This is a genomic window from Bradyrhizobium sp. AZCC 2289 (genome assembly GCF_036924615.1).
Taxonomy (GTDB): Bacteria; Pseudomonadota; Alphaproteobacteria; order Rhizobiales; family Xanthobacteraceae; genus Bradyrhizobium.
Map to the genome: position 1 here is coordinate 3,985,397 of NZ_JAZHRY010000001.1, position 17,410 is coordinate 4,002,806.

A 17,410-nucleotide genomic window follows, 5' to 3' on the forward strand; every position below is an offset into this window, starting at 1 on the left:
GAAAGTAGGGATTGCTTCGTCGCTTCGCTCCTCGCAATGACGGGCGGTGTCGTTTGAAGGATACCTCATGAGCCCCGACACCTTTCCTTCCTGGCTGGTCTGGGCGTTGCTCTCCGCCGCTTTCGCGGCGCTGACCGCGATCTTCGCCAAGATCGGGGTCGAGGACATCAATTCCGATCTCGCCACCCTGATCCGCACCGTCGTCGTGCTGTTCAGCCTGGCGCTGATCCTGTTCGCGACCGGCCAGTTCAATCAGTTCGGACCGATCTCGACCAGGAGCTGGATCTTCCTGGTGCTGTCGGGCCTCGGCACCGGCGCCTCCTGGATCTGCTATTTCCGCGCGTTAAAACTCGGCCCGGCCACGCTGGTGGCGCCGATCGACAAATTGAGCGTCGTGCTGGTGGCGCTGTTCGGCGTGGTGTTTTTGGGCGAACGGCCGTCGCTGAACGGCTAGCTCGGCATCGCGCTGATCGCCGCGGGTGCCGTGCTGATCGCTTTCAAGCGTTGACTAGACCGCGACCAATAGCGCCACGCCGATCACGATCAGCACGATGCCGGACAATTCGCGCGCCGACAGCGGCTGTTTGAACGAATAATACGCCACGCCCTGCGCGAACAATACTTCGACCAGCGCCAGTGTGCGGACGTTGGCGGCGGCGGTCAGCGCGAACGCCAGGAACCAGAACTGCGATGCGAACGCGCCCATGAAGCCCGCGAGCATCGAGGGCCTCCACAATCCGAGGATCTTCCTGAGCACGTCGGGCGCGCGGAACAACAAATAGATCGTCAGCACCAGCGTCTGCACGAACAGCCCGAACACCAGCGTGTAGGACGCCGCCGTCACGAACGACACGCCGGGCACCACGATAACAGCACCGCGAAAGCCGACCGCGGACAACGCGAACGACGCGGCCGCGCCAAGGCCAAGCAGCGTCGGCTTCAAATCCGCAAAGCCCTTTCCGGCACCCGGCCGCAGCGCAGCAATGACCACGCCGGCCGTCGCGATCAGGATCGCGATCACCTTGAGCCAGGTCAGATGATCGCCGAGGAACACGAAACCGAAGATCGCGGTCTGGATCGCTTCGGTCTTGAGGTAAGCCGTCGTCACCACGAACGAACGGTCGTTCATGGCGAGCAGCATCATGCCGGTGCCGGTGATCTGGGTGAGCGCGCCGAGCAGCAGCCACGGCCAGAACTGGGCCGTCGGCCACGGCACATGGTCGCCGGTCACGGCGATCACGACCGCAAAGAACACAATCGAGAACGGAAAGCCGAACAGGAAGCGGATATTGGTCGCGCCCCAGGTGCCGAGCGGCCCCGTCAGCGACCGCTGCATCGCATTGCGCGCGACCTGGCCGAGCGCGGCAGTAATGGTGAAGGGAATCCAGAGCGAGGCGATGCTGAACATGTGCGGGGATTCGTTGACCGGCTGAAATGGCGGCCACCGTGCCGGGCGCGAGGCATGCGGTCAACCTTCACGATTGCATACGACATCCCCCGTCGTCGTCCCTGCGAAAGCAGGGACCCATACGCCGCGGCCCCCGCTAAAAGGCACGCCGGCAATCGCCTTTTTCTATCTCGACATCGGTGGCTATGGGTCCCTGCTTTCGCAGGGACGACCCGCGGGAAGGTCTCGGGCTAACGAAAACACCTGCGCTAAACCAGTAAATCGCTGAGATCGCGCCATTCAAGATTCTCGCGCTCGATCAGTTCGATCTTCCAGTCACGCTTCCACCGTTTCAGCTGCTTCTCGCGAGTGATTGCTTCGTCTGCGCGATCATAAGACTCGACATATACGAGCCGAAACACCCGGTAAGTCTTAACGAACGACGAGCCTTGCCCATCGCGATGCTGTTCCAGCCGCTTTTGTAAGGAATTGGTCACGCCAATATAGAGGGTGCCGTTACGCCGACTCGCGAGGATGTAGACGTAGTACATGCTCGAAACAGAGGTTGGATGTGGAAATGTTCGTGCTCAATTACGCGGGCCGGTGGTTATGGGTCCCTGCTTTCGCAGGGACGACGAGATACCTTTTTAACCCCCCTCCGCCACCACCATGTAGTTCACGTCCATGTCGGACGAGATGTTCCATTTGTCGGCGAGCGGGTTGTAGACCACGCCGGCCTGCTCGGTGATGGCGAGCTTGTTGTCAGCCAGATGCTGGGCGAGTTCGTCGGGGGTGACGAACTTGTCCCATTGATGGGTGCCGCGCGGCAGCCAGCGCAGCACGTATTCGGCGCCGACGATCGCCAGCGCAAAGCTCTTCCAGTTGCGGTTGAGCGTCGAGATCACCATCATCCCGCCCGGCTTGAGCATCGCCGTGCAGCGGTTGAGGAACACGCCGACATCGGTGACGTGCTCGACCACTTCCATCGCCAATACGATCTCGAAGCGTTCACGCACATCCATCTCTTCCGCCGTAGTGCAGCGATAGTCGATCGACAGATGGCCCTTGTCGGCATGCAGCTTTGCCGCCGCGATATTGGTGGCGGACGGATCGATCCCGATCACCTGAGCACCCAGCCGGGTGAACGGTTCGCACAACAGGCCGGCGCCGCAGCCGATATCGAGCATGCGCAGGCCGGACAGGCAATTCAGGCTTTTGACGTTGCGCTCGAACTTGCGGCAGGCGGCATCGCGGATATAGGTCAGCCGCAGCGGATTGATCTTGTGCAGCGGCGCCATCTTGCCGCGGGGATCCCACCACTCGTCCGACAGTTTCGAAAATTTCGCGACTTCGGCGGGGTCGACGGTGCTGGTGGAAGCGCCTGACATGTTGGCGGAAGAATTTTGTTGCATGGCCATGGGTTTGTGCGCCGCTCCCTATCGCGCGGTGATGTGGCTGCGGAAGTCGAGAGGCGAAGCGATCGTCCTGATCGTCTCGGCGCCCTCACCGACACCACGAACCGTGACGTCGCCATAATTCATGATGCGGCCGAGAATGCTCTGGTTGACGTCGACGCTCTCGACCTTGTCCAGGCTCATCTCGAAGGTGCGCCGCTTGATGAACCCGGTCTTGTGGATCACGCGCAGATTGGTGACGTCGGTCTCGGTGGTCCAGCGATGGAACCAGGCTTTGGCGCTCCAGTACAGCGCGGCGATCGCCACCACGGCCGAGGCGGACAGGCACAACAGGACGACGCCCTCGGTCGTCGCTGCGCGGGACAGGATGAGCAGGATCAGGGCCACGATCCAGGCCGCGATCGCCGGCAAATAGAACATCCAGTGCGCATTGGTCGAATACAGCACCTTTTCGCCGGGCTGGAGGATTTCGTCGATATAACGCCCCATACGACTGCCCTGAATTAACCTGCTACCACAGCAATTTGCGCCATTTCCGGGTGAAAATGAACCCGGTTGCTTGCCCCCGACCGCGCCGCTATGTATACGCCGCTTTCGTCCCGGGCGCTCGAGTTTCCGCGCGGGTTACCTTACTTATCCTCGCAGGGAATGCACGCGTCGTCATGGGCCGCCTCGTGATGAAATTCGGCGGTACGTCCGTCGCCAATGTCGATCGAATCCGCAACGTCGCGCGCCATGTGAAGCGCGAAGTCGATGCCGGCCATGACGTGGCCGTGGTGGTGTCGGCGATGTCCGGCAAGACCAACGAACTGGTGGAATGGTCCCGCGACGCGTCGCCGATGCACGACGCCCGCGAATACGACGCCGTGGTCGCCTCCGGCGAACAGGTCACCTCCGGCCTGCTGGCGATCGCGCTGCAGGCCATCGGCATCCAGGCCCGCTCCTGGCAGGGCTGGCAAATCCCGATTCGGACCTCCGACGCCCACGCCTCGGCGCGGATTTTGGAGATCGACGGCTCCGAGATCGTCAAGCGCTTCAAGGATCGCAAGGAGGTCGCGGTCATCGCCGGCTTCCAGGGCATCAATCCGCAGACCAACCGGATCACCACGCTCGGGCGCGGCGGCTCCGACACCTCGGCGGTGGCGATTGCCGCCGCCATCCACGCCGACCGCTGCGATATCTATACCGATGTCGACGGCGTCTATACGACCGACCCGCGCGTGGTGCCGAAGGCGCGGCGGCTCGACAAGATCGCATTCGAGGACATGCTGGAACTGGCTTCCCAGGGCGCCAAGGTGCTGCAGGTGCGTTCGGTGGAACTCGGCATGGTGCACAATATGCCGGTGTTCGTCCGTTCCAGCTTCGACAAGCCCGAAGATATCGACCCGCACGGCACGCCGCCGGGCACGCTGATCTGCAGCGAGGAGGAAATCATGGAAAGCCACGTCGTCACCGGCATCGCCTTCTCCAAGGACGAAGCCCAGATTTCGGTGCGCCAGATCGAGGACAAGCCGGGCGTCGCCGCTTCGATCTTCGGACCGCTGGCGGAAGCCAATATCAACGTCGACATGATCGTGCAGAACGTCTCGGAGGACGGCAAGACCACCGACCTCACCTTCACGGTGCCGGCTTCCGACTATAACCGCGCCCGCGACACCATTACGGCGTCCAAGAGCAGAATAGGCTATGCGCGGCTCGACAGCGCCACCGATGTCGCAAAGGTCTCGGTGATCGGCAGCGGCATGCGCAGCCATGCCGGCGTCGCCGCGCAGGCGTTCAAGGCGCTGGCCGCGCGCAATATCAACATCCGCGCCATCACCACCTCCGAGATCAAGTTTTCGGTGCTGATCGACGCCGCCTACACCGAACTGGCGGTGCGCACCCTGCACACGCTCTATGGACTCGATCAGGTGTGATTTTGGGAAGGTTGAGCCGGGTTTTGCGGACTTCCAATCCATTTTCGGCGATCGAAGTAGCAGATTTTTCCCTTACGCCTTGGCGCGTGATTTGACCGCCAAACCGCCCGCATTTGGCGGATAACGCGCTTCGCGGGCGCAGCATTGGCTGACAGAGACGTTACAGAGGCGTTATTGCGTCTGGCAGGTGTTTTGCTTGGCAAAGCAAGCCTCGATTGGCTATACGGCCTGATAGGTGAGCTGCCGCAAACTGTGCCACAGTTTTTGGCGATCCTGATTCGGCCGGGAGCGAGCTTGTGGCGGCGCCGAATGAATAAAATTGTCGTTTTTCTTGCGTTTCACGCCAGCTACCGGCCACCCGGCAGGCTGGCCTTTCGGGGGAGGGTACCAGCACATGCGGAGCGCGTCGGGAGGCCCCCGCGTCTTGTTAAGACGGCTCCGCGAAACCATGGCGGAGCAGGTCTCGGCCCAGGAGCGGCTGGACAAGATCGTGGTGCTGATCGCGGCCAACATGGTCGCCGAGGTCTGCTCGACCTATGTGCTGCGCGTCGATAACACGCTCGAACTCTACGCCACCGAGGGTCTGAACCGCGACGCCGTGCACAGGACGGTGATGAGCGCGCATGAAGGCCTGGTCGGCCTGGTCGCCAGCGAGGCGACACCGCTCAATCTGAGCGACGCGCAAAGCCATCCGGCGTTCTCGTTCCGCCCGGAGACCGGCGAAGAAATCTACCATTCCTTCCTGGGCGTGCCGATCCTGCGCGCCGGCAACACGCTCGGCGTGCTGGTGGTGCAGAACCGCGCCAAGCGCACCTACGTCGAGGAAGAGGTCGAGGCGCTGCAGACCACCGCGATGGTGCTGGCGGAGATGATCGCCTCCGGCGAACTGGCCGCGCTGGCGCAACCCGGCGCCGAGCCCGCGGCGCGGCACTCCCTGCACAAAACCGGGGCGATCCTGTCCGACGGTATCGCGCTCGGCCATGTGGTGCTGCACGAGCCCCGCGTCGTCATCACCAATTACATCGCCGAAGACCTGCCGAAGGAAATCAAGCGGCTGGATGCCGCCCTCACCAAGCTGCGCGCCGATCTCGACCGCATGCTGGAGCGCGGCGACGTCGCCGAGGGCGGCGAACACCGCGAGGTGCTGGAAGCCTACCGCATGTTCGCCAACGATCACGGCTGGTCGCACAAGCTGCATGAGGCGGTCGCCACCGGCCTGACCGCGGAAGCCGCCGTCGAACGCGTGCAGTCCGACACCCGCGCGCGCATGCTGCGTTCGACCGACCCCTATTTGCGCGATCGCCTGCACGACCTCGAGGATCTCGGCCACCGCCTGATGCGGCAATTGGTGGGCCAGGATCATGCGCCGTCGCGCGAGCAGCTTCCCGAAAACGCCATTTTGATCGCGCGCGCGATGGGCCCCGCGGCGTTGCTCGACTATGACCGCAAGCGGCTGCGCGGCCTGGTGCTGGAGGAAGGCACCGCCAATTCCCACGTCTCGATCGTGGCGCGCGCGCTCGGCATTCCCGCCGTCGGCGAAATACCCAACGCGCCCGGGATCGCCGACCCCGGCGACGCCATCATCGTCGACGGCACCTCGGGCTCGATCTACGTCCGCCCCTCGGCCGAGATCGAATCGGCCTATGCCGAGCGAGTGCGGTTCCGGGCGCGGCGGCAGGCGCAATATGCGGCGCTGCGCGACAAGCCCTGCGTGACCAAGGACGGCCAGCCGGTCGAACTGATGATCAATGCGGGCCTCGTGATTGACCTGCCGCATATCGAAGATACCGGCAGCGCCGGCATCGGCCTGTTCCGCACCGAACTGCAATTCATGGTCGGCCAGAGCCTGCCGCGGACCAGCGACCAGCTCGCGCTGTACCGCACGGTGCTGGATGCCGCAGGCACCAAGCCGGTCACGTTCCGCACCCTCGACATCGGCGGCGACAAGGCGCTGCCCTATATGGAGACCGTGATCGAGGAAAATCCCGCGCTCGGCTGGCGCGCGATCCGGCTCGGGCTGGATCGGCCGGGATTATTGCGTGGCCAGATTCGCGCGCTGCTGCGCGCCGGCGGCGGCCGCGCGCTGAAAATCATGTTTCCGATGATTTCCGAAGTCGCCGAGTTCGATCAGGCCAAGGGCATCGTCGAGCGCGAACTGACTTATCTGCGCCAGCATGGCCACGCGCTGCCGGAACGCATCGACGTCGGCACCATGGTGGAGGTGCCGGCGCTGCTCTATCAGATGGACGAACTCTTGAAGAAGGTCGATTTCGTCTCGGTCGGGTCGAACGATCTGTTCCAGTTCCTGTTCGCGGTCGATCGCGGCAACGCAAAAGTTTCCGAACGGTTCGATACCATGTCGGCGCCGATCCTGCGCGCGCTGCGCGACATCGTGCGCAAAGCCAACGCGGCGAAAAAAGCTGCGTCCCTGTGCGGCGAGATGGCGTCCAAGCCGCTCGGCGCGCTGGCGCTGATCGCGCTGGGTTACCGCTCGCTGTCGCTGTCCGCCACCGGGCATGGTCCGGTCAAGGCGCTGATCCTCGATCTCGATGCCAAAAAGGCCGAAGCGATGATCATGCCGCTATTGGACGCACCGTCCGGCAGCGTGTCGATCCGCGAGAAGCTGATTGCATTCGCGGAAGCCGAGGGGCTGTCGTTGTAGCGAGGCTCGGTCGCGACAACGCCGCCTCCCTCTTTCGCAGTTGAGAACGCCCCAATGTTACCCGAAGCCAAACTCGATATCCTGCTCGCCCATCACGCCTCCCTCGAGGCCCAGCTGCTTGGCCAGCTCAATTCCGAGAAATACGTTGCGATCAGGCGCGAGCTTGCCGAACTCAATCCGCTGATCGATGCCGTCAAGGCTTATCGCGCCGTCCGGGCCGAGATCGCCGATACCGCGAGCTTGATCGCGGACTCCGCGGTTGATCCCGAGATGCGCAGCATGGCGGAGGCCGAGCTCGAGACGCTGCAGGCCCGCAACACCGCGCTCGAGCAGCAGATCCGCGTCGCGCTATTGCCCAAGGACGCGATGGACGACCGCAACGTGGTGCTGGAAATCCGCGCCGGCACCGGCGGCGACGAGGCATCCCTGTTCGCCGGCGACCTGTTCCGGATGTATGAGCGTTTTGCCGGCCTGCAGGGCTGGAAGGTCGAGGTGATCTCCGCCAGCGAAGGCACCATGGGCGGCTACAAGGAAATCGTCGCCGAGGTGCAGGGCCGCGGCGCATTCGCAAAGCTGAAATTCGAATCCGGCGTGCACCGGGTGCAGCGCGTGCCCGACACCGAGACGCAGGGGCGGATTCACACCTCGGCGGCGACGGTTGCGGTACTGCCCGAGGTCGAGGATGTCGACGTGGATATCAAGAACGACGATTTGCGGATCGAAACCATGCGCGCGCAGGGCGCCGGCGGCCAGCACGTCAACAAGACCGAATCGGCGATCCGCATCACCCACATTCCGACCGGCATCGTGGTGATGATGCAGGACAGCCGTTCGCAGCACAAGAACCGCGCTTCGGCCATGAACATCCTGCGCTCGCGCATCTATGACGCCGAGCAGCAGCGCATCAACGCGGTGCGCTCGGCGGATCGCAAGGAGAAAGTGGGTTCCGGCGACCGCAGCGAGCGCATCCGCACCTATAATTTCCCGCAAGGGCGCGTCACCGACCACCGCATCAATCTGACGCTTTACAAATTACCGCAGGTGATTGCGGGCGAAGCGCTGGGAGGGCTGATCGACGCGCTGACCACCGAGCATCAGGCCGCCCAGCTCGCTGCCCAGGGCTCCGCGGCGTGAACACAAATGAGTTGTCGTCCCTGCGAAAGCAGGGACCCATAACCACAGGCCTTCGTTATTGCCCGAGATATCGACATCCACCACCCGAATCGAGAAGCCGCAGCGTATGGGTCCCTGCTTTCGCAGGGACGACGGGTCGATAGGTGTGAGCGAGCTCGGAAAATGACCGACCCCTTCGCCGGCCGAACCGTCGAAGCCGCGCGGCGCGCGCTCACCGCGCGCTTCAGATCCGGCGGCATCGATTCCGCCGAACTCGATGCGCGAATGCTGGTCGGCGCGGTTCTCGACCTCGACCTCACCGGCATGATCATGGCAGCGGACCGCCCTCTCGACTGCGGCGAATCGCTTCGTCTGGAAGATTTCACGCGCCGCCGTCTCGCCGGCGAACCGGTCGCGCGGATCCTCGGCCACAAGGAATTCTGGGGCCTGCCGCTGCAACTTTCGCCCGCGACGCTGGTGCCGCGGCCCGACACCGAGACGGTGGTCGAACTGGCGCTGGAGATGCTGCGCAACGACGGCGCCTCTCGTCGTCCATTGCGCATCGCCGATCTCGGCACCGGCTCCGGCGCGATCCTGCTGGCGCTGTTGTCGGAGTTGCCGCAGGCCCACGGGTTCGGCACCGACATCTCGGCGGAAGCGCTGCAGACCGCCGGCGCCAATGCGGCGCGCGCCGGGCTCGCCGATCGCGCGACGTTCGTGGCCTGCGATTACGCAACCGGGCTCTCCGGCCCGTTCGACCTGATCGTGTCCAACCCGCCCTATATCCGCGGGGCTGACATCGCAGGCCTCGCCGCCGAGGTCAGGGATTACGACCCGCGCGCCGCGCTCGACGGCGGCGCCGACGGGCTTGACGCCTACCGGGCGCTGATCCCGCAGGCCGCGGGTCTTCTGGCACCGGGTGGTGCGCTGGTTGTGGAGGCCGGACAGGGCCAAAGCGGCCCGATTCAGGGTTTGATGACGGCGGCGGGATTAACGCCTGCAGGCGCCCCAAAAGCCGACCTGGCGGGCATCCAGAGGGCCGTCGCCGGCCGCAAAATGCCCCGATAAAGTCCCATTGGAACGCAAAAAAATCGCTTGGAATATTGCCCGGGAGCGACTACGTTCCGGCCACAGCATCGGTCCAGGGGTACTGGCCCCGTAGGTGTACGGGTGAAGGCCAGAGTTCTCGAGACGAGAGCCCGCCGATTGAAAGGTTCCAAAACGCAGGTCCATTCGAGCGCAATAGCCAAAGCTGTGCTGCTCTCGACCGCAAAGCGAACGAAAGCCTGATATTGCGCTTGAAGACTTACGCAAGAAACACGTACGCAATAGGAACCTGGCCTGCTTTGGCGGGCTGAATGATTTGGTCCGGCTGGCACGAATGTCGGCCGTTGGGGAACGCGTCTTTGCTGAACGCGATGGTTGGCGAAATCGACAGGAATCTGGACGGCATCGTGATTCGGTGCGCGCAATCGCGCGGCGGATCGGATCAGGCTACGACGGCAACTGCATAACTTCAGGGCTGGAATAAAAGGCGAGACATGAGAAACGGTCAGAACAACAAGCGGATGCGTAACCGGAATAACAACAATAATAATAACAACAACAATAACCGGCGCGGTCAAAACCCGATGACCCGGGTGTTCGAATCCAACGGACCGGACATCAAGATTCGCGGCACCGCGTCCCACGTTGCGGAAAAATACGTCCAGCTGGCGCGCGACGCGCGCTCGTCCGGCGATCCGGTCGCCGCCGAGAACTACTACCAGCATGCCGAGCATTATTTCCGCCTGATCGCCGCTGCCCAGGAGCAGTTCCGGCAGAACCAGCCGCAGCCGCGCACCGACAACGAAATGCCCGCCGAGGAAGGCGACGACGAGGGCGAGAGCTTCTCGCATTTCGGCCAGGAGCCGGGCTTCGTTCCGCAGCAGCCGCAGCCCTACGTTCGCGACAATAATCCGCGCGACAACAATCAGCGCGAAGGCCAGCCCTACCAGCCGCGCGACCAGCAGCCGCGCGAACATTATCGCGATCGTGATCGCGAGCATCGTCCGCAGCCGCAATATCAGCCGCCGCAGCCCCAGCCGCAGCCGGTGATTGCCGATGCCGGCGGGGTCGATCGCCTGCCGTCGTTCATCACCGGCCCGCAGCCGCAGGTAAATGGCACCCCCGGCGGGTTCGAAGGCAATGGCGGCGGAGAGCGCTTCCCGCGCCGTCGCCGCCGGCCGCACGGCCCGCGCCCCGAAGGCGCGGCCGCACCGGCCGCCCCGAGCGAAGATTTCAATCCGGGGAATGAGTAAGTAGCGCGTTCGGACCGTAGGCTGGGCAAAGCCACCGGGTCGCGCGAACGCGCGCCCGATGACAGGCTCCGCGTGCCCGCCAAATCCAGAGTTCATCTGGCAAAGTAGATGGTGGGCACGGCGCAAGAGCGCCTTTGCCCACCTACAAAATCATCCCCGCGTCGCCGTTGACGTCGGCACCAGTACCGGCTGCAGCGATGGAATTAGCCGCGTGCGCTCGGCCGGGATCGCGCGATAGACCTGCTTGGTCGCTTCCACGATATGCACGCCGGCGAACGGCAGCGACAGCGCCGCGCCAACGCGCTCCCACGCCATGGCCGAGCGCAGGAACCAGCCTTTCCCGACCGGCGGCAGGAACAGCGCCTCGCCCCACGCCGTCGGCGTGAACCAGGTCTGCCGCAGCAATTGCGTGATCTGCGCGCGCGAATAGGGCCGGCCGTGACCGAATGGCGTGTTGTCGGTGCGGGTCCACACCCCGCGCCTGTTTGGAACCACCGCGATCAGCCGGCCGGACGGCGCCAGCACGCGCCACACCTCGCGCAGCAACCGTTCCGGATCGTCGGACATTTCCAGCGCATGCACCAGCAGGATGCGATCGACTGCGGCATCCGGCAGCGGCATCGAGAATTCATCGATCAGGGTCGCCAGCGCCGGCCGCGCCGTCGGCCATTTCAGCACGCCCTGCGCCGCCGGCATGAACGCGATGCAGCGTTCCGAATCCTCGCGAAACAGGCCGAGATAGGGCGTCGGATAGCCAAGCCCGAGCACGCGCTGGCCGTCCGCATTGGGCCATCGCGCCCGGATGCCGCGGTTGATCAGCTGCCGCGCCACGATGCCGAGGCGCTGCGAATAGAAATCACGGAGGTCGATGACATCGATGGTCATGAGCTTAATCTATAGCGTTTTCGAGCGAAGTGGATACCGGTTCGCGCCGAGAAAGCGCGTCAAAACAACAGGGCACGCCGCTGGCTGGTGCGGCGCGCCAATTCCTGCATTGCCCTGCGAGCGTTAACGCCATATTTCTTGGGCGCATGGGGCTGTTCGCCTTACTTACGGAGATATCATGGCCGCGGAAATTCGTACTTTCACCTGTCTCAACGACAATTTCGGCTATTTGATCCACGATCCCGCGACCCAGGCGACCGCATCGATCGACGCGCCGGAGGCCGGTCCCATCATCAAGGCGCTGGAGCGCGAAGGCTGGACGCTGACCGATATCCTGGTCACCCACCATCATCACGACCATGTCGGCGGCGTCGCCGAGCTGAAGCGGAAATATCATTGCCGCGTCGTGGCGCCGCACGACAAATCCGCCAAGATCGCCAATGTCGACCTGCGCGCCGCCCATGGCGACGTGGTCAAGGTCGGCGGCCTGCTGGCGCGGGTGCTGGAGACGCCGGGCCATACGCTCGATCACATCTCCTACGTCTTCGACGGCGAAAAGGCGCTGTTTGCCGCCGACACCCTGTTCTCGATCGGCTGCGGCCGGGTGTTCGAGGGCACCTATCCGATGATGTGGGATTCGCTGTTGAAGCTGCGCGCTTTGCCCGACGATTTCAAACTGTATTGCGGCCACGAATATACCGCGGCCAACGTCAAATTCGCGCTGTCGGTGGATTCGGATAATGCCGCGCTGAAAGCGCGCGCCGAGGAAGTGACGCGGCTGCGCGCCGCCAACCAGCCGACGATCCCGACGCTGCTCGGCGACGAGAAGAAGGCCAACGTGTTCCTGCGCGCCGACGATCCGTCGGTCGCCGCCAAGCTGCACATGAAGGGCGCCAATCCCGCCGATGTGTTCGGCGAATTGCGCGAACGCAAGAACAAATCCTGATGGCGCTTCCGCTGGCGGCTACCGACATCATCGCGCGGCTTGGATTGCGGCCGCATCCGGAAGGCGGGCACTTTCGCGAGACGTTCCGCGATGCCCGCACCGACGCCAATGGACGTTCGCGATCCACCGCGATCTATTTCCTGCTGGCGCGCGGCGAGTGCTCGCACTGGCATCGCATCGACGCGGTCGAGGTCTGGCATTATTACGCCGGCAGCGCGCTGACATTGAAGACTGTGGATGACGACGGGCAGTGGAGTTTCAGGCTCGGCCCGGATCTCGCGGCCGGCGAATTGCCACAGGCCATCGTGCCGCCGGACACTTGGCAATCCGCCGAAAGCAGCGGCGACTGGACATTGGTCGGATGTACGGTCGCGCCCGGATTCGATTTTGCGACGTTCGAGCTGGCGCCGAAGGACTGGGAGCCGACGTGAGCTCGTCATTCCCCGATGTGCAATTGCACATCGTGGATGCGCCCCTTGGCGCAGGCCCGGAATCCATACTCACGATCGTGGTTATGGATTCTCTGATGTGCAATTGCACATCAAAGCTCGCGCGGAGCCTGTCATCGGGCCGCGCTCTGCGCGGACCCGTTGGCGCGCCCCGGAATGACGGGGAGTGAGAGTGTGATTCAGCGCTTCCAGACCATATCCTTCGCTGCGATCAATCCGCCGCCGGCGATCAGGATCGCGGCGATGGCGATATTTGCACTCGGCTCGGCAAAGCCCGCGACAATCAGAAACGCGGTCGAGAGCAGCGGCGTGGCGTAGGACGCCGCTCCGAGCACGCGGATGTCGCCGCGTTTCATGCCGATGTCCCAGGCAAAGAAGGCTGCCCCCACTGGACCGACGCCGAGCCCAATGATCGCCAGCCACTGCGTCGTGGTCTCCGGCCAGATCGTGGCCTCGACCAGGCCATGGACGATTGCTGCGAGCAGCGCGGTCGCGAGGCAAAAGCCCGCCACCGCGTCGGTCGGCACCGCCTTGAGCTTGCGCGACATCACCGAATAGGCCGCCCACACGAAAGCGGCGACGAAGGCGGCAGCCAGTCCCGGGATCTGGCCGGGCGCGAACCCGCCGCCGCTGTTGCCGGCGAACAGCAGCACCGTGCCGGCGAGCCCCAGCAGCGCGCCGATGATGTGGTGCGGCGCCAGCCGCTCGCCGGGCAACAACGACGAGAACAGCACGATCAACAGCGGCCAGAGATAATTCAACAGCCCGGCTTCGGCCGGCGGTGCAAAGCGCAGCGCCAGGAAATACAGCGCGTGGTAGCCGAACAGCCCGCCGACGCCGACCACCCACGCCACCAATGGTTGCCTCAGCGCGCCGAACGCTGTGGGCCGCCAGATGAAGCTGATGAAAGCGACCGCGGCGCCGATCGCAAACGTCATCGCCGCCAGCTGAAACGCCGGGATTTTTCCAGTCGCAACCGTCATCACCGACAGCAGCGACCACATCAGGATTGCGGTCAGTCCGATCAGCGTGGCGGTGCGGGGGGTCATTGATCCGTCATTGCGAGCCAACGGGTCGCGCGAAATGCGCGCCCGATGATAAACTCCGCGAAGCAATCCATCAGTCTTCAATAGCGAAGATGGATTGCTTCGTCGCTATCGCTCCTCGCAATGACGATGAGCAACAATCACACCATATACTGCCCGCCATTGATCGTGAGCGTCGAGCCGGTGATGGCGCCGGCTTCGTCGGCGGCGAGGAACACCACGGCACGGGCGATTTCTTCGGGCTCGCCGAGGCGATTGACCGGGATCAGCGGCAGGATGCTCTTCTCCAGCACCTCCTTCGGCACCGCCTGCACCATCTCGGTGTTGATATAGCCCGGGCAGATCGCATTCACGGTGATGCCGCCCTTGGCATTCTCCAGCGCCAAGGCCTTGGTGAAGCCGATGTCGCCGGCCTTGGCCGCCGAATAATTGACCTGGCCGAACTGGCCCTTCTGGCCGTTGATCGAGGAGATGTTGATGACGCGGCCGAATTTGCGGGCGCGCATGCCCTCGATCACCTGCCGGGTCATGTTGAACAGCGAGCCGAGATTGGTGTTGATGACGGCGTTCCACTGCTCGAGCGTCATCTTGTGGAAGGCGCCATCCTTGGTGATGCCGGCGTTGTTGATCAGGACATCGATCGGACCGAGATCGGCCTCGACCTGCTTGACCCCGGCGGCGCAGGCGTCGAACGAGCTGACGTCCCATTTGTAGACGGGAACGCCGGTTTCGGCCTTGAATTTTTCGGCCGCCGCGTCGTTACCGGCATAGCTCGCCGCAACCTTGTAACCCGCAGCCTTCAGCGCCTTGCTGATTGCCGCGCCGATGCCTCGCGTACCCCCAGTCACCAATGCAACACGTGCCATGTCGGTCTCCTCCTCGGTCGTTTTTTAAGCCGGAATTGTCCCGGTCTCCTGACGAAGCCTGATCGTTGAACGTGAGGCATTTCTTTAACGAAGGGTCCCCGCTTCGTTCGAAAACGCCAGAGATGAAAATGCCCGGCGCAAGACCGGGCATTTCTTTTTTATCAGCGTGGTCTGAAGTTGACAGATGATCTTTTCATCATTCAACCGGTCACTCTGCCTGTTGTTCAGTCGCGTGCAATGCACATCGCGATGCCCATGCCGCCGCCGATGCACAGCGTGGCGAGGCCCTTCTTGGCGTCGCGCTTCTGCATCTCGTGCAGCAGCGTCACCAGCACCCGCGCGCCGGATGCGCCGACCGGGTGACCGATCGCGATCGCGCCGCCATTGACGTTGACCTTGGAGGTATCCCAGCCGAGGTCCTTGTTGACCGCGCAGGCCTGCGCAGCGAAGGCCTCATTGGCCTCGATCAGATCGAGGTCGCCGATGCTCCAGCCGGCCTTCTTCAGCGCGGCGCGGGAGGCCGGGATCGGGCCGGTGCCCATGATCTTGGGATCGACGCCGGCCTGGCCCCAGGACACGATGTGGCCCAAAACCTTCCTGCCTTCCTTGGCAGCCTGCTTGGCGGTCATCAACACCACGGCGGCGGCGCCGTCATTGATGCCGGACGCGCTGCCGGCGGTCACGGTGCCGTCTTTCTCGAAAGCCGGCTTGAGCTTGGCCATCGCGTCGATGGTGGCGCCATGGCGCGGATATTCATCGTCGCTGACGATGATGTCGCCCTTGCGGGTCTTGATGGTGACCGGGACGATCTCGTCCTTGAACCTGCCGGCCTTCTGCGCGGCCTCGGCCTTGTTCTGCGAATGCACCGCGAACTCGTCCTGCTGGGCCCGGGTGATCTGGTACTGCCGGGCGACGTTCTCGGCGGTGTTGCCCATGTGATAGCCGTTGAAGGCGTCCCACAGGCCGTCCTTGATCATGGTGTCGACGAACTCGATCGGACCCATTTTGGTGCCGCCGCGCAGATATTGCGCATGCGGGGCCATGCTCATGGATTCCTGGCCGCCGGCGACGACGATTTCGGAATCGCCGTTGAGCAGCGCCTGATAGCCGAGCGCGACCGTGCGCAGGCCCGAACCGCAGAGCTGGTTGACGCCCCAGGCCGGGCTTTCGACCGGAATGCCGGCCGCGATCGAGGCCTGGCGGGCCGGGTTCTGGCCCTGCGCCGCGGTCAGGATCTGCCCCATGATGACTTCGGAGACGCGGCCGGGCTCGATACCCGCCCGCTCCAGGGCGGCCTTGATGGCGATCGCGCCGAGGTCGTGGGCCGGCATGGTGGCGAACGCGCCGTTGAAACTGCCGACCGGGGTGCGGGCGGCGCTGACGATGACGACATCGTCTGACATGGACATCTCCTGGGGTTGAGGTTTCTTGGACGGCGGGCGGCCGGATTGGCTGGCCAGTCTCTCGCCTCATCCTGTTAACGTCATTGAGGCATGTCAATCGTTCCGAGGCCTAAATTACGCCGCGACGCATTCAAATTAGCGTCGATGGCGGTTTTCCAGAGCAGCCTCCATGCCTTGGAATTAACCGTGCCGCACAAAACGGTAGCCGAACCGCATTGAAAATGCTTACTTTGCTGCGTTGCGTTGCTCGTCTGCCCGCCGGCGATGCCGTCGGGTTCCCCCGTCCTCGGTGTGCATGTGTGAGCCATGGCGAAATCAGACCAACCCACCACGATCAAGAAATACGCCAACCGGCGGCTTTATAATACCGGCACCAGCACCTATGTGACGCTCGAGGATCTCGCGGCGATGGTGAAAGATGGCGAGGATTTCCTCGTCTATGACGCCAAGACCGGTGACGACATCACGCGCTCGGTGCTGGCGCAGATCATCTTCGAACAGGAAAACAAGGCAGGGCAGAATCTGCTGCCGACCACGTTCCTGCGCCAGCTGATCCGCTTCTACGGCGACAGCATGCAGATGGTGGTGCCGAAATATCTCGAGCAGTCGATCGACACGCTGACGCGCGAGCAGGAAAAATTCCGCAAGCAGCTCACCAACACGTTCAGCGGAACGCCGTTTGCTCCGCTCGAAGAGCATGTCCGCCGCAACATGGAATTGTTTCAGCAGACCTTCTCGATGTTCAAGCCGTTCGTGCCGCCGCGCGCTGGCGCAACCGCGCCCGAACCGGAGAAGGTGCCGGAGCCTGCCGTCGACGACGACAACATCGACGACCTTCGCCGCCAGATGAAGGAAATGCAGGAGCGCCTCGAGCGCATGTCGAAAGAGCCGAAGAAGGAAGAGTAGTTTTCTTCTTTCGTTGTTCTAAAAGCGCAAATCTTTCGGCACGTCGTCCCCGCCGAGTGCGCAATTGCGCACGGAGCGGGGACCCATAACCACAAATCTTTGATATTGCGCGAAGG

At 63.5% G+C, this 17,410-nt stretch carries 17 protein-coding genes; 9 read left to right on the plus strand and 8 right to left on the minus strand.

From position 1 onward, the window contains the following. The first annotated feature begins 67 nt into the window (after window positions 1–67). On the plus strand, window positions 68–454 hold the full coding sequence (locus V1289_RS18980; RefSeq protein WP_334398302.1) for an EamA family transporter: 387 nt from the start codon (window positions 68–70) through the stop codon (window positions 452–454). 54 nt (window positions 455–508) lie between these two features. Here the strand turns inward: V1289_RS18980 and V1289_RS18985 are convergent, their stop codons facing one another. The 4 genes from V1289_RS18985 to V1289_RS19000 all read right to left on the minus strand — a co-directional run bounded on the left by V1289_RS18985 (window position 509) and on the right by V1289_RS19000 (window position 3,291). Further along, the gene (locus V1289_RS18985; RefSeq protein ID WP_334398303.1) at window positions 509–1,408 is read right to left on the minus strand and encodes a DMT family transporter; all 900 of its coding nucleotides are present in this window, start codon (window positions 1,406–1,408) and stop codon (window positions 509–511) included. A gap of 248 nt (window positions 1,409–1,656) precedes the next feature. Beyond that, window positions 1,657–1,938, minus strand: a complete 282-nt coding sequence (locus V1289_RS18990) for a GIY-YIG nuclease family protein (RefSeq protein ID WP_334398304.1) — start codon at window positions 1,936–1,938, stop codon at window positions 1,657–1,659. Between the two features lie 96 nt (window positions 1,939–2,034). Next, window positions 2,035–2,805 (minus strand): bifunctional 2-polyprenyl-6-hydroxyphenol methylase/3-demethylubiquinol 3-O-methyltransferase UbiG, encoded by a 771-nt coding sequence (ubiG, locus tag V1289_RS18995; protein WP_334398305.1) that lies wholly within the window; start codon window positions 2,803–2,805, stop codon window positions 2,035–2,037. Between the two features lie 18 nt (window positions 2,806–2,823). Then, on the minus strand, window positions 2,824–3,291 hold the full coding sequence (locus V1289_RS19000) for a PH domain-containing protein (protein WP_334398306.1): 468 nt from the start codon (window positions 3,289–3,291) through the stop codon (window positions 2,824–2,826). 173 nt (window positions 3,292–3,464) lie between these two features. On the opposite strand from V1289_RS19000, the gene V1289_RS19005 reads away from it, so the two are divergent. From V1289_RS19005 to V1289_RS19025, 5 genes are all read left to right on the plus strand, one after another. Continuing rightward, complete coding sequence (locus V1289_RS19005) at window positions 3,465–4,718, plus strand: aspartate kinase (protein WP_334398307.1); 1,254 nt, start codon at window positions 3,465–3,467, stop codon at window positions 4,716–4,718. Window positions 4,719–5,112: 394 nt separating this feature from the next. Further along, window positions 5,113–7,380 (plus strand): phosphoenolpyruvate--protein phosphotransferase, encoded by a 2,268-nt coding sequence (gene ptsP, locus V1289_RS19010; protein WP_334398308.1) that lies wholly within the window; start codon window positions 5,113–5,115, stop codon window positions 7,378–7,380. A 54-nt stretch (window positions 7,381–7,434) separates the two neighbouring features. Beyond that, entirely contained in the window at window positions 7,435–8,514 is a 1,080-nt protein-coding gene (prfA, locus tag V1289_RS19015) for a peptide chain release factor 1 (RefSeq protein WP_334398309.1), read from the plus strand. A gap of 162 nt (window positions 8,515–8,676) precedes the next feature. After that, window positions 8,677–9,561, plus strand: a complete 885-nt coding sequence (prmC, locus tag V1289_RS19020; protein WP_334398310.1) for a peptide chain release factor N(5)-glutamine methyltransferase — start codon at window positions 8,677–8,679, stop codon at window positions 9,559–9,561. Window positions 9,562–10,034: 473 nt separating this feature from the next. Beyond that, window positions 10,035–10,793 carry a DUF4167 domain-containing protein gene (locus V1289_RS19025; RefSeq protein WP_334398311.1) on the plus strand — a complete coding sequence of 253 codons (759 nt, stop codon included), beginning with the start codon at window positions 10,035–10,037 and terminating at the stop codon, window positions 10,791–10,793. Between the two features lie 150 nt (window positions 10,794–10,943). On the opposite strand, the gene V1289_RS19030 is transcribed toward V1289_RS19025, so the two are convergent. Next, window positions 10,944–11,678: a class I SAM-dependent methyltransferase gene (locus V1289_RS19030; RefSeq protein WP_334398312.1), complete on the minus strand. Its 735-nt coding sequence runs from the start codon at window positions 11,676–11,678 to the stop codon at window positions 10,944–10,946. A 178-nt stretch (window positions 11,679–11,856) separates the two neighbouring features. Here V1289_RS19030 and gloB point away from each other — a divergent pair, with 178 nt between their 5' ends. Next, window positions 11,857–12,624: a hydroxyacylglutathione hydrolase gene (gene gloB, locus V1289_RS19035; RefSeq protein ID WP_334398313.1), complete on the plus strand. Its 768-nt coding sequence runs from the start codon at window positions 11,857–11,859 to the stop codon at window positions 12,622–12,624. Then, complete coding sequence (locus V1289_RS19040) at window positions 12,624–13,055, plus strand: cupin domain-containing protein (RefSeq protein WP_334398314.1); 432 nt, start codon at window positions 12,624–12,626, stop codon at window positions 13,053–13,055. The genes gloB and V1289_RS19040 overlap by 1 nt, the downstream gene beginning before the upstream one ends. 197 nt (window positions 13,056–13,252) lie before the next feature. On the opposite strand, the gene yddG is transcribed toward V1289_RS19040, so the two are convergent. The 3 genes from yddG to V1289_RS19055 all read right to left on the minus strand — a co-directional run bounded on the left by yddG (window position 13,253) and on the right by V1289_RS19055 (window position 16,388). After that, the gene (yddG, locus tag V1289_RS19045) at window positions 13,253–14,122 is read right to left on the minus strand and encodes an aromatic amino acid exporter YddG (RefSeq protein ID WP_334398315.1); all 870 of its coding nucleotides are present in this window, start codon (window positions 14,120–14,122) and stop codon (window positions 13,253–13,255) included. Window positions 14,123–14,259: 137 nt separating this feature from the next. Then, window positions 14,260–14,985 carry an acetoacetyl-CoA reductase gene (gene phbB, locus V1289_RS19050; protein ID WP_334398316.1) on the minus strand — a complete coding sequence of 242 codons (726 nt, stop codon included), beginning with the start codon at window positions 14,983–14,985 and terminating at the stop codon, window positions 14,260–14,262. Window positions 14,986–15,209: 224 nt separating this feature from the next. Next, complete coding sequence (locus V1289_RS19055) at window positions 15,210–16,388, minus strand: acetyl-CoA C-acetyltransferase (protein ID WP_334398317.1); 1,179 nt, start codon at window positions 16,386–16,388, stop codon at window positions 15,210–15,212. A 306-nt stretch (window positions 16,389–16,694) separates the two neighbouring features. Between V1289_RS19055 and phaR the strand changes: the two genes are divergently transcribed. Next, the gene (gene phaR, locus V1289_RS19060; RefSeq protein WP_309180613.1) at window positions 16,695–17,294 is read left to right on the plus strand and encodes a polyhydroxyalkanoate synthesis repressor PhaR; all 600 of its coding nucleotides are present in this window, start codon (window positions 16,695–16,697) and stop codon (window positions 17,292–17,294) included. Window positions 17,295–17,410: the final 116 nt, after the last annotated feature.

What these genes read in the sequence shown, in the direction of transcription:
- V1289_RS18990 (WP_334398304.1), bottom strand. Translation starts at nt 1,938, where the DNA reads ATGTACTACGTCTACATCCTCGCGAGTCGGCGTAACGGCACCCTCTAT.
- V1289_RS19040 (WP_334398314.1), top strand. Translation starts at nt 12,624, where the DNA reads ATGGCGCTTCCGCTGGCGGCTACCGACATCATCGCGCGGCTTGGATTG.
- prfA (WP_334398309.1), top strand. Translation starts at nt 7,435, where the DNA reads ATGTTACCCGAAGCCAAACTCGATATCCTGCTCGCCCATCACGCCTCC.
- phaR (WP_309180613.1), top strand. Translation starts at nt 16,695, where the DNA reads ATGGCGAAATCAGACCAACCCACCACGATCAAGAAATACGCCAACCGG.
- V1289_RS19030 (WP_334398312.1), bottom strand. Translation starts at nt 11,678, where the DNA reads ATGACCATCGATGTCATCGACCTCCGTGATTTCTATTCGCAGCGCCTC.
- V1289_RS18980 (WP_334398302.1), top strand. Translation starts at nt 68, where the DNA reads ATGAGCCCCGACACCTTTCCTTCCTGGCTGGTCTGGGCGTTGCTCTCC.
- ptsP (WP_334398308.1), top strand. Translation starts at nt 5,113, where the DNA reads ATGCGGAGCGCGTCGGGAGGCCCCCGCGTCTTGTTAAGACGGCTCCGC.
- V1289_RS19000 (WP_334398306.1), bottom strand. Translation starts at nt 3,291, where the DNA reads ATGGGGCGTTATATCGACGAAATCCTCCAGCCCGGCGAAAAGGTGCTG.
- V1289_RS18985 (WP_334398303.1), bottom strand. Translation starts at nt 1,408, where the DNA reads ATGTTCAGCATCGCCTCGCTCTGGATTCCCTTCACCATTACTGCCGCG.
- yddG (WP_334398315.1), bottom strand. Translation starts at nt 14,122, where the DNA reads ATGACCCCCCGCACCGCCACGCTGATCGGACTGACCGCAATCCTGATG.
- prmC (WP_334398310.1), top strand. Translation starts at nt 8,677, where the DNA reads ATGACCGACCCCTTCGCCGGCCGAACCGTCGAAGCCGCGCGGCGCGCG.
- gloB (WP_334398313.1), top strand. Translation starts at nt 11,857, where the DNA reads ATGGCCGCGGAAATTCGTACTTTCACCTGTCTCAACGACAATTTCGGC.
- V1289_RS19025 (WP_334398311.1), top strand. Translation starts at nt 10,035, where the DNA reads ATGAGAAACGGTCAGAACAACAAGCGGATGCGTAACCGGAATAACAAC.
- phbB (WP_334398316.1), bottom strand. Translation starts at nt 14,985, where the DNA reads ATGGCACGTGTTGCATTGGTGACTGGGGGTACGCGAGGCATCGGCGCG.
- V1289_RS19005 (WP_334398307.1), top strand. Translation starts at nt 3,465, where the DNA reads ATGGGCCGCCTCGTGATGAAATTCGGCGGTACGTCCGTCGCCAATGTC.
- V1289_RS19055 (WP_334398317.1), bottom strand. Translation starts at nt 16,388, where the DNA reads ATGTCAGACGATGTCGTCATCGTCAGCGCCGCCCGCACCCCGGTCGGC.
- ubiG (WP_334398305.1), bottom strand. Translation starts at nt 2,805, where the DNA reads ATGGCCATGCAACAAAATTCTTCCGCCAACATGTCAGGCGCTTCCACC.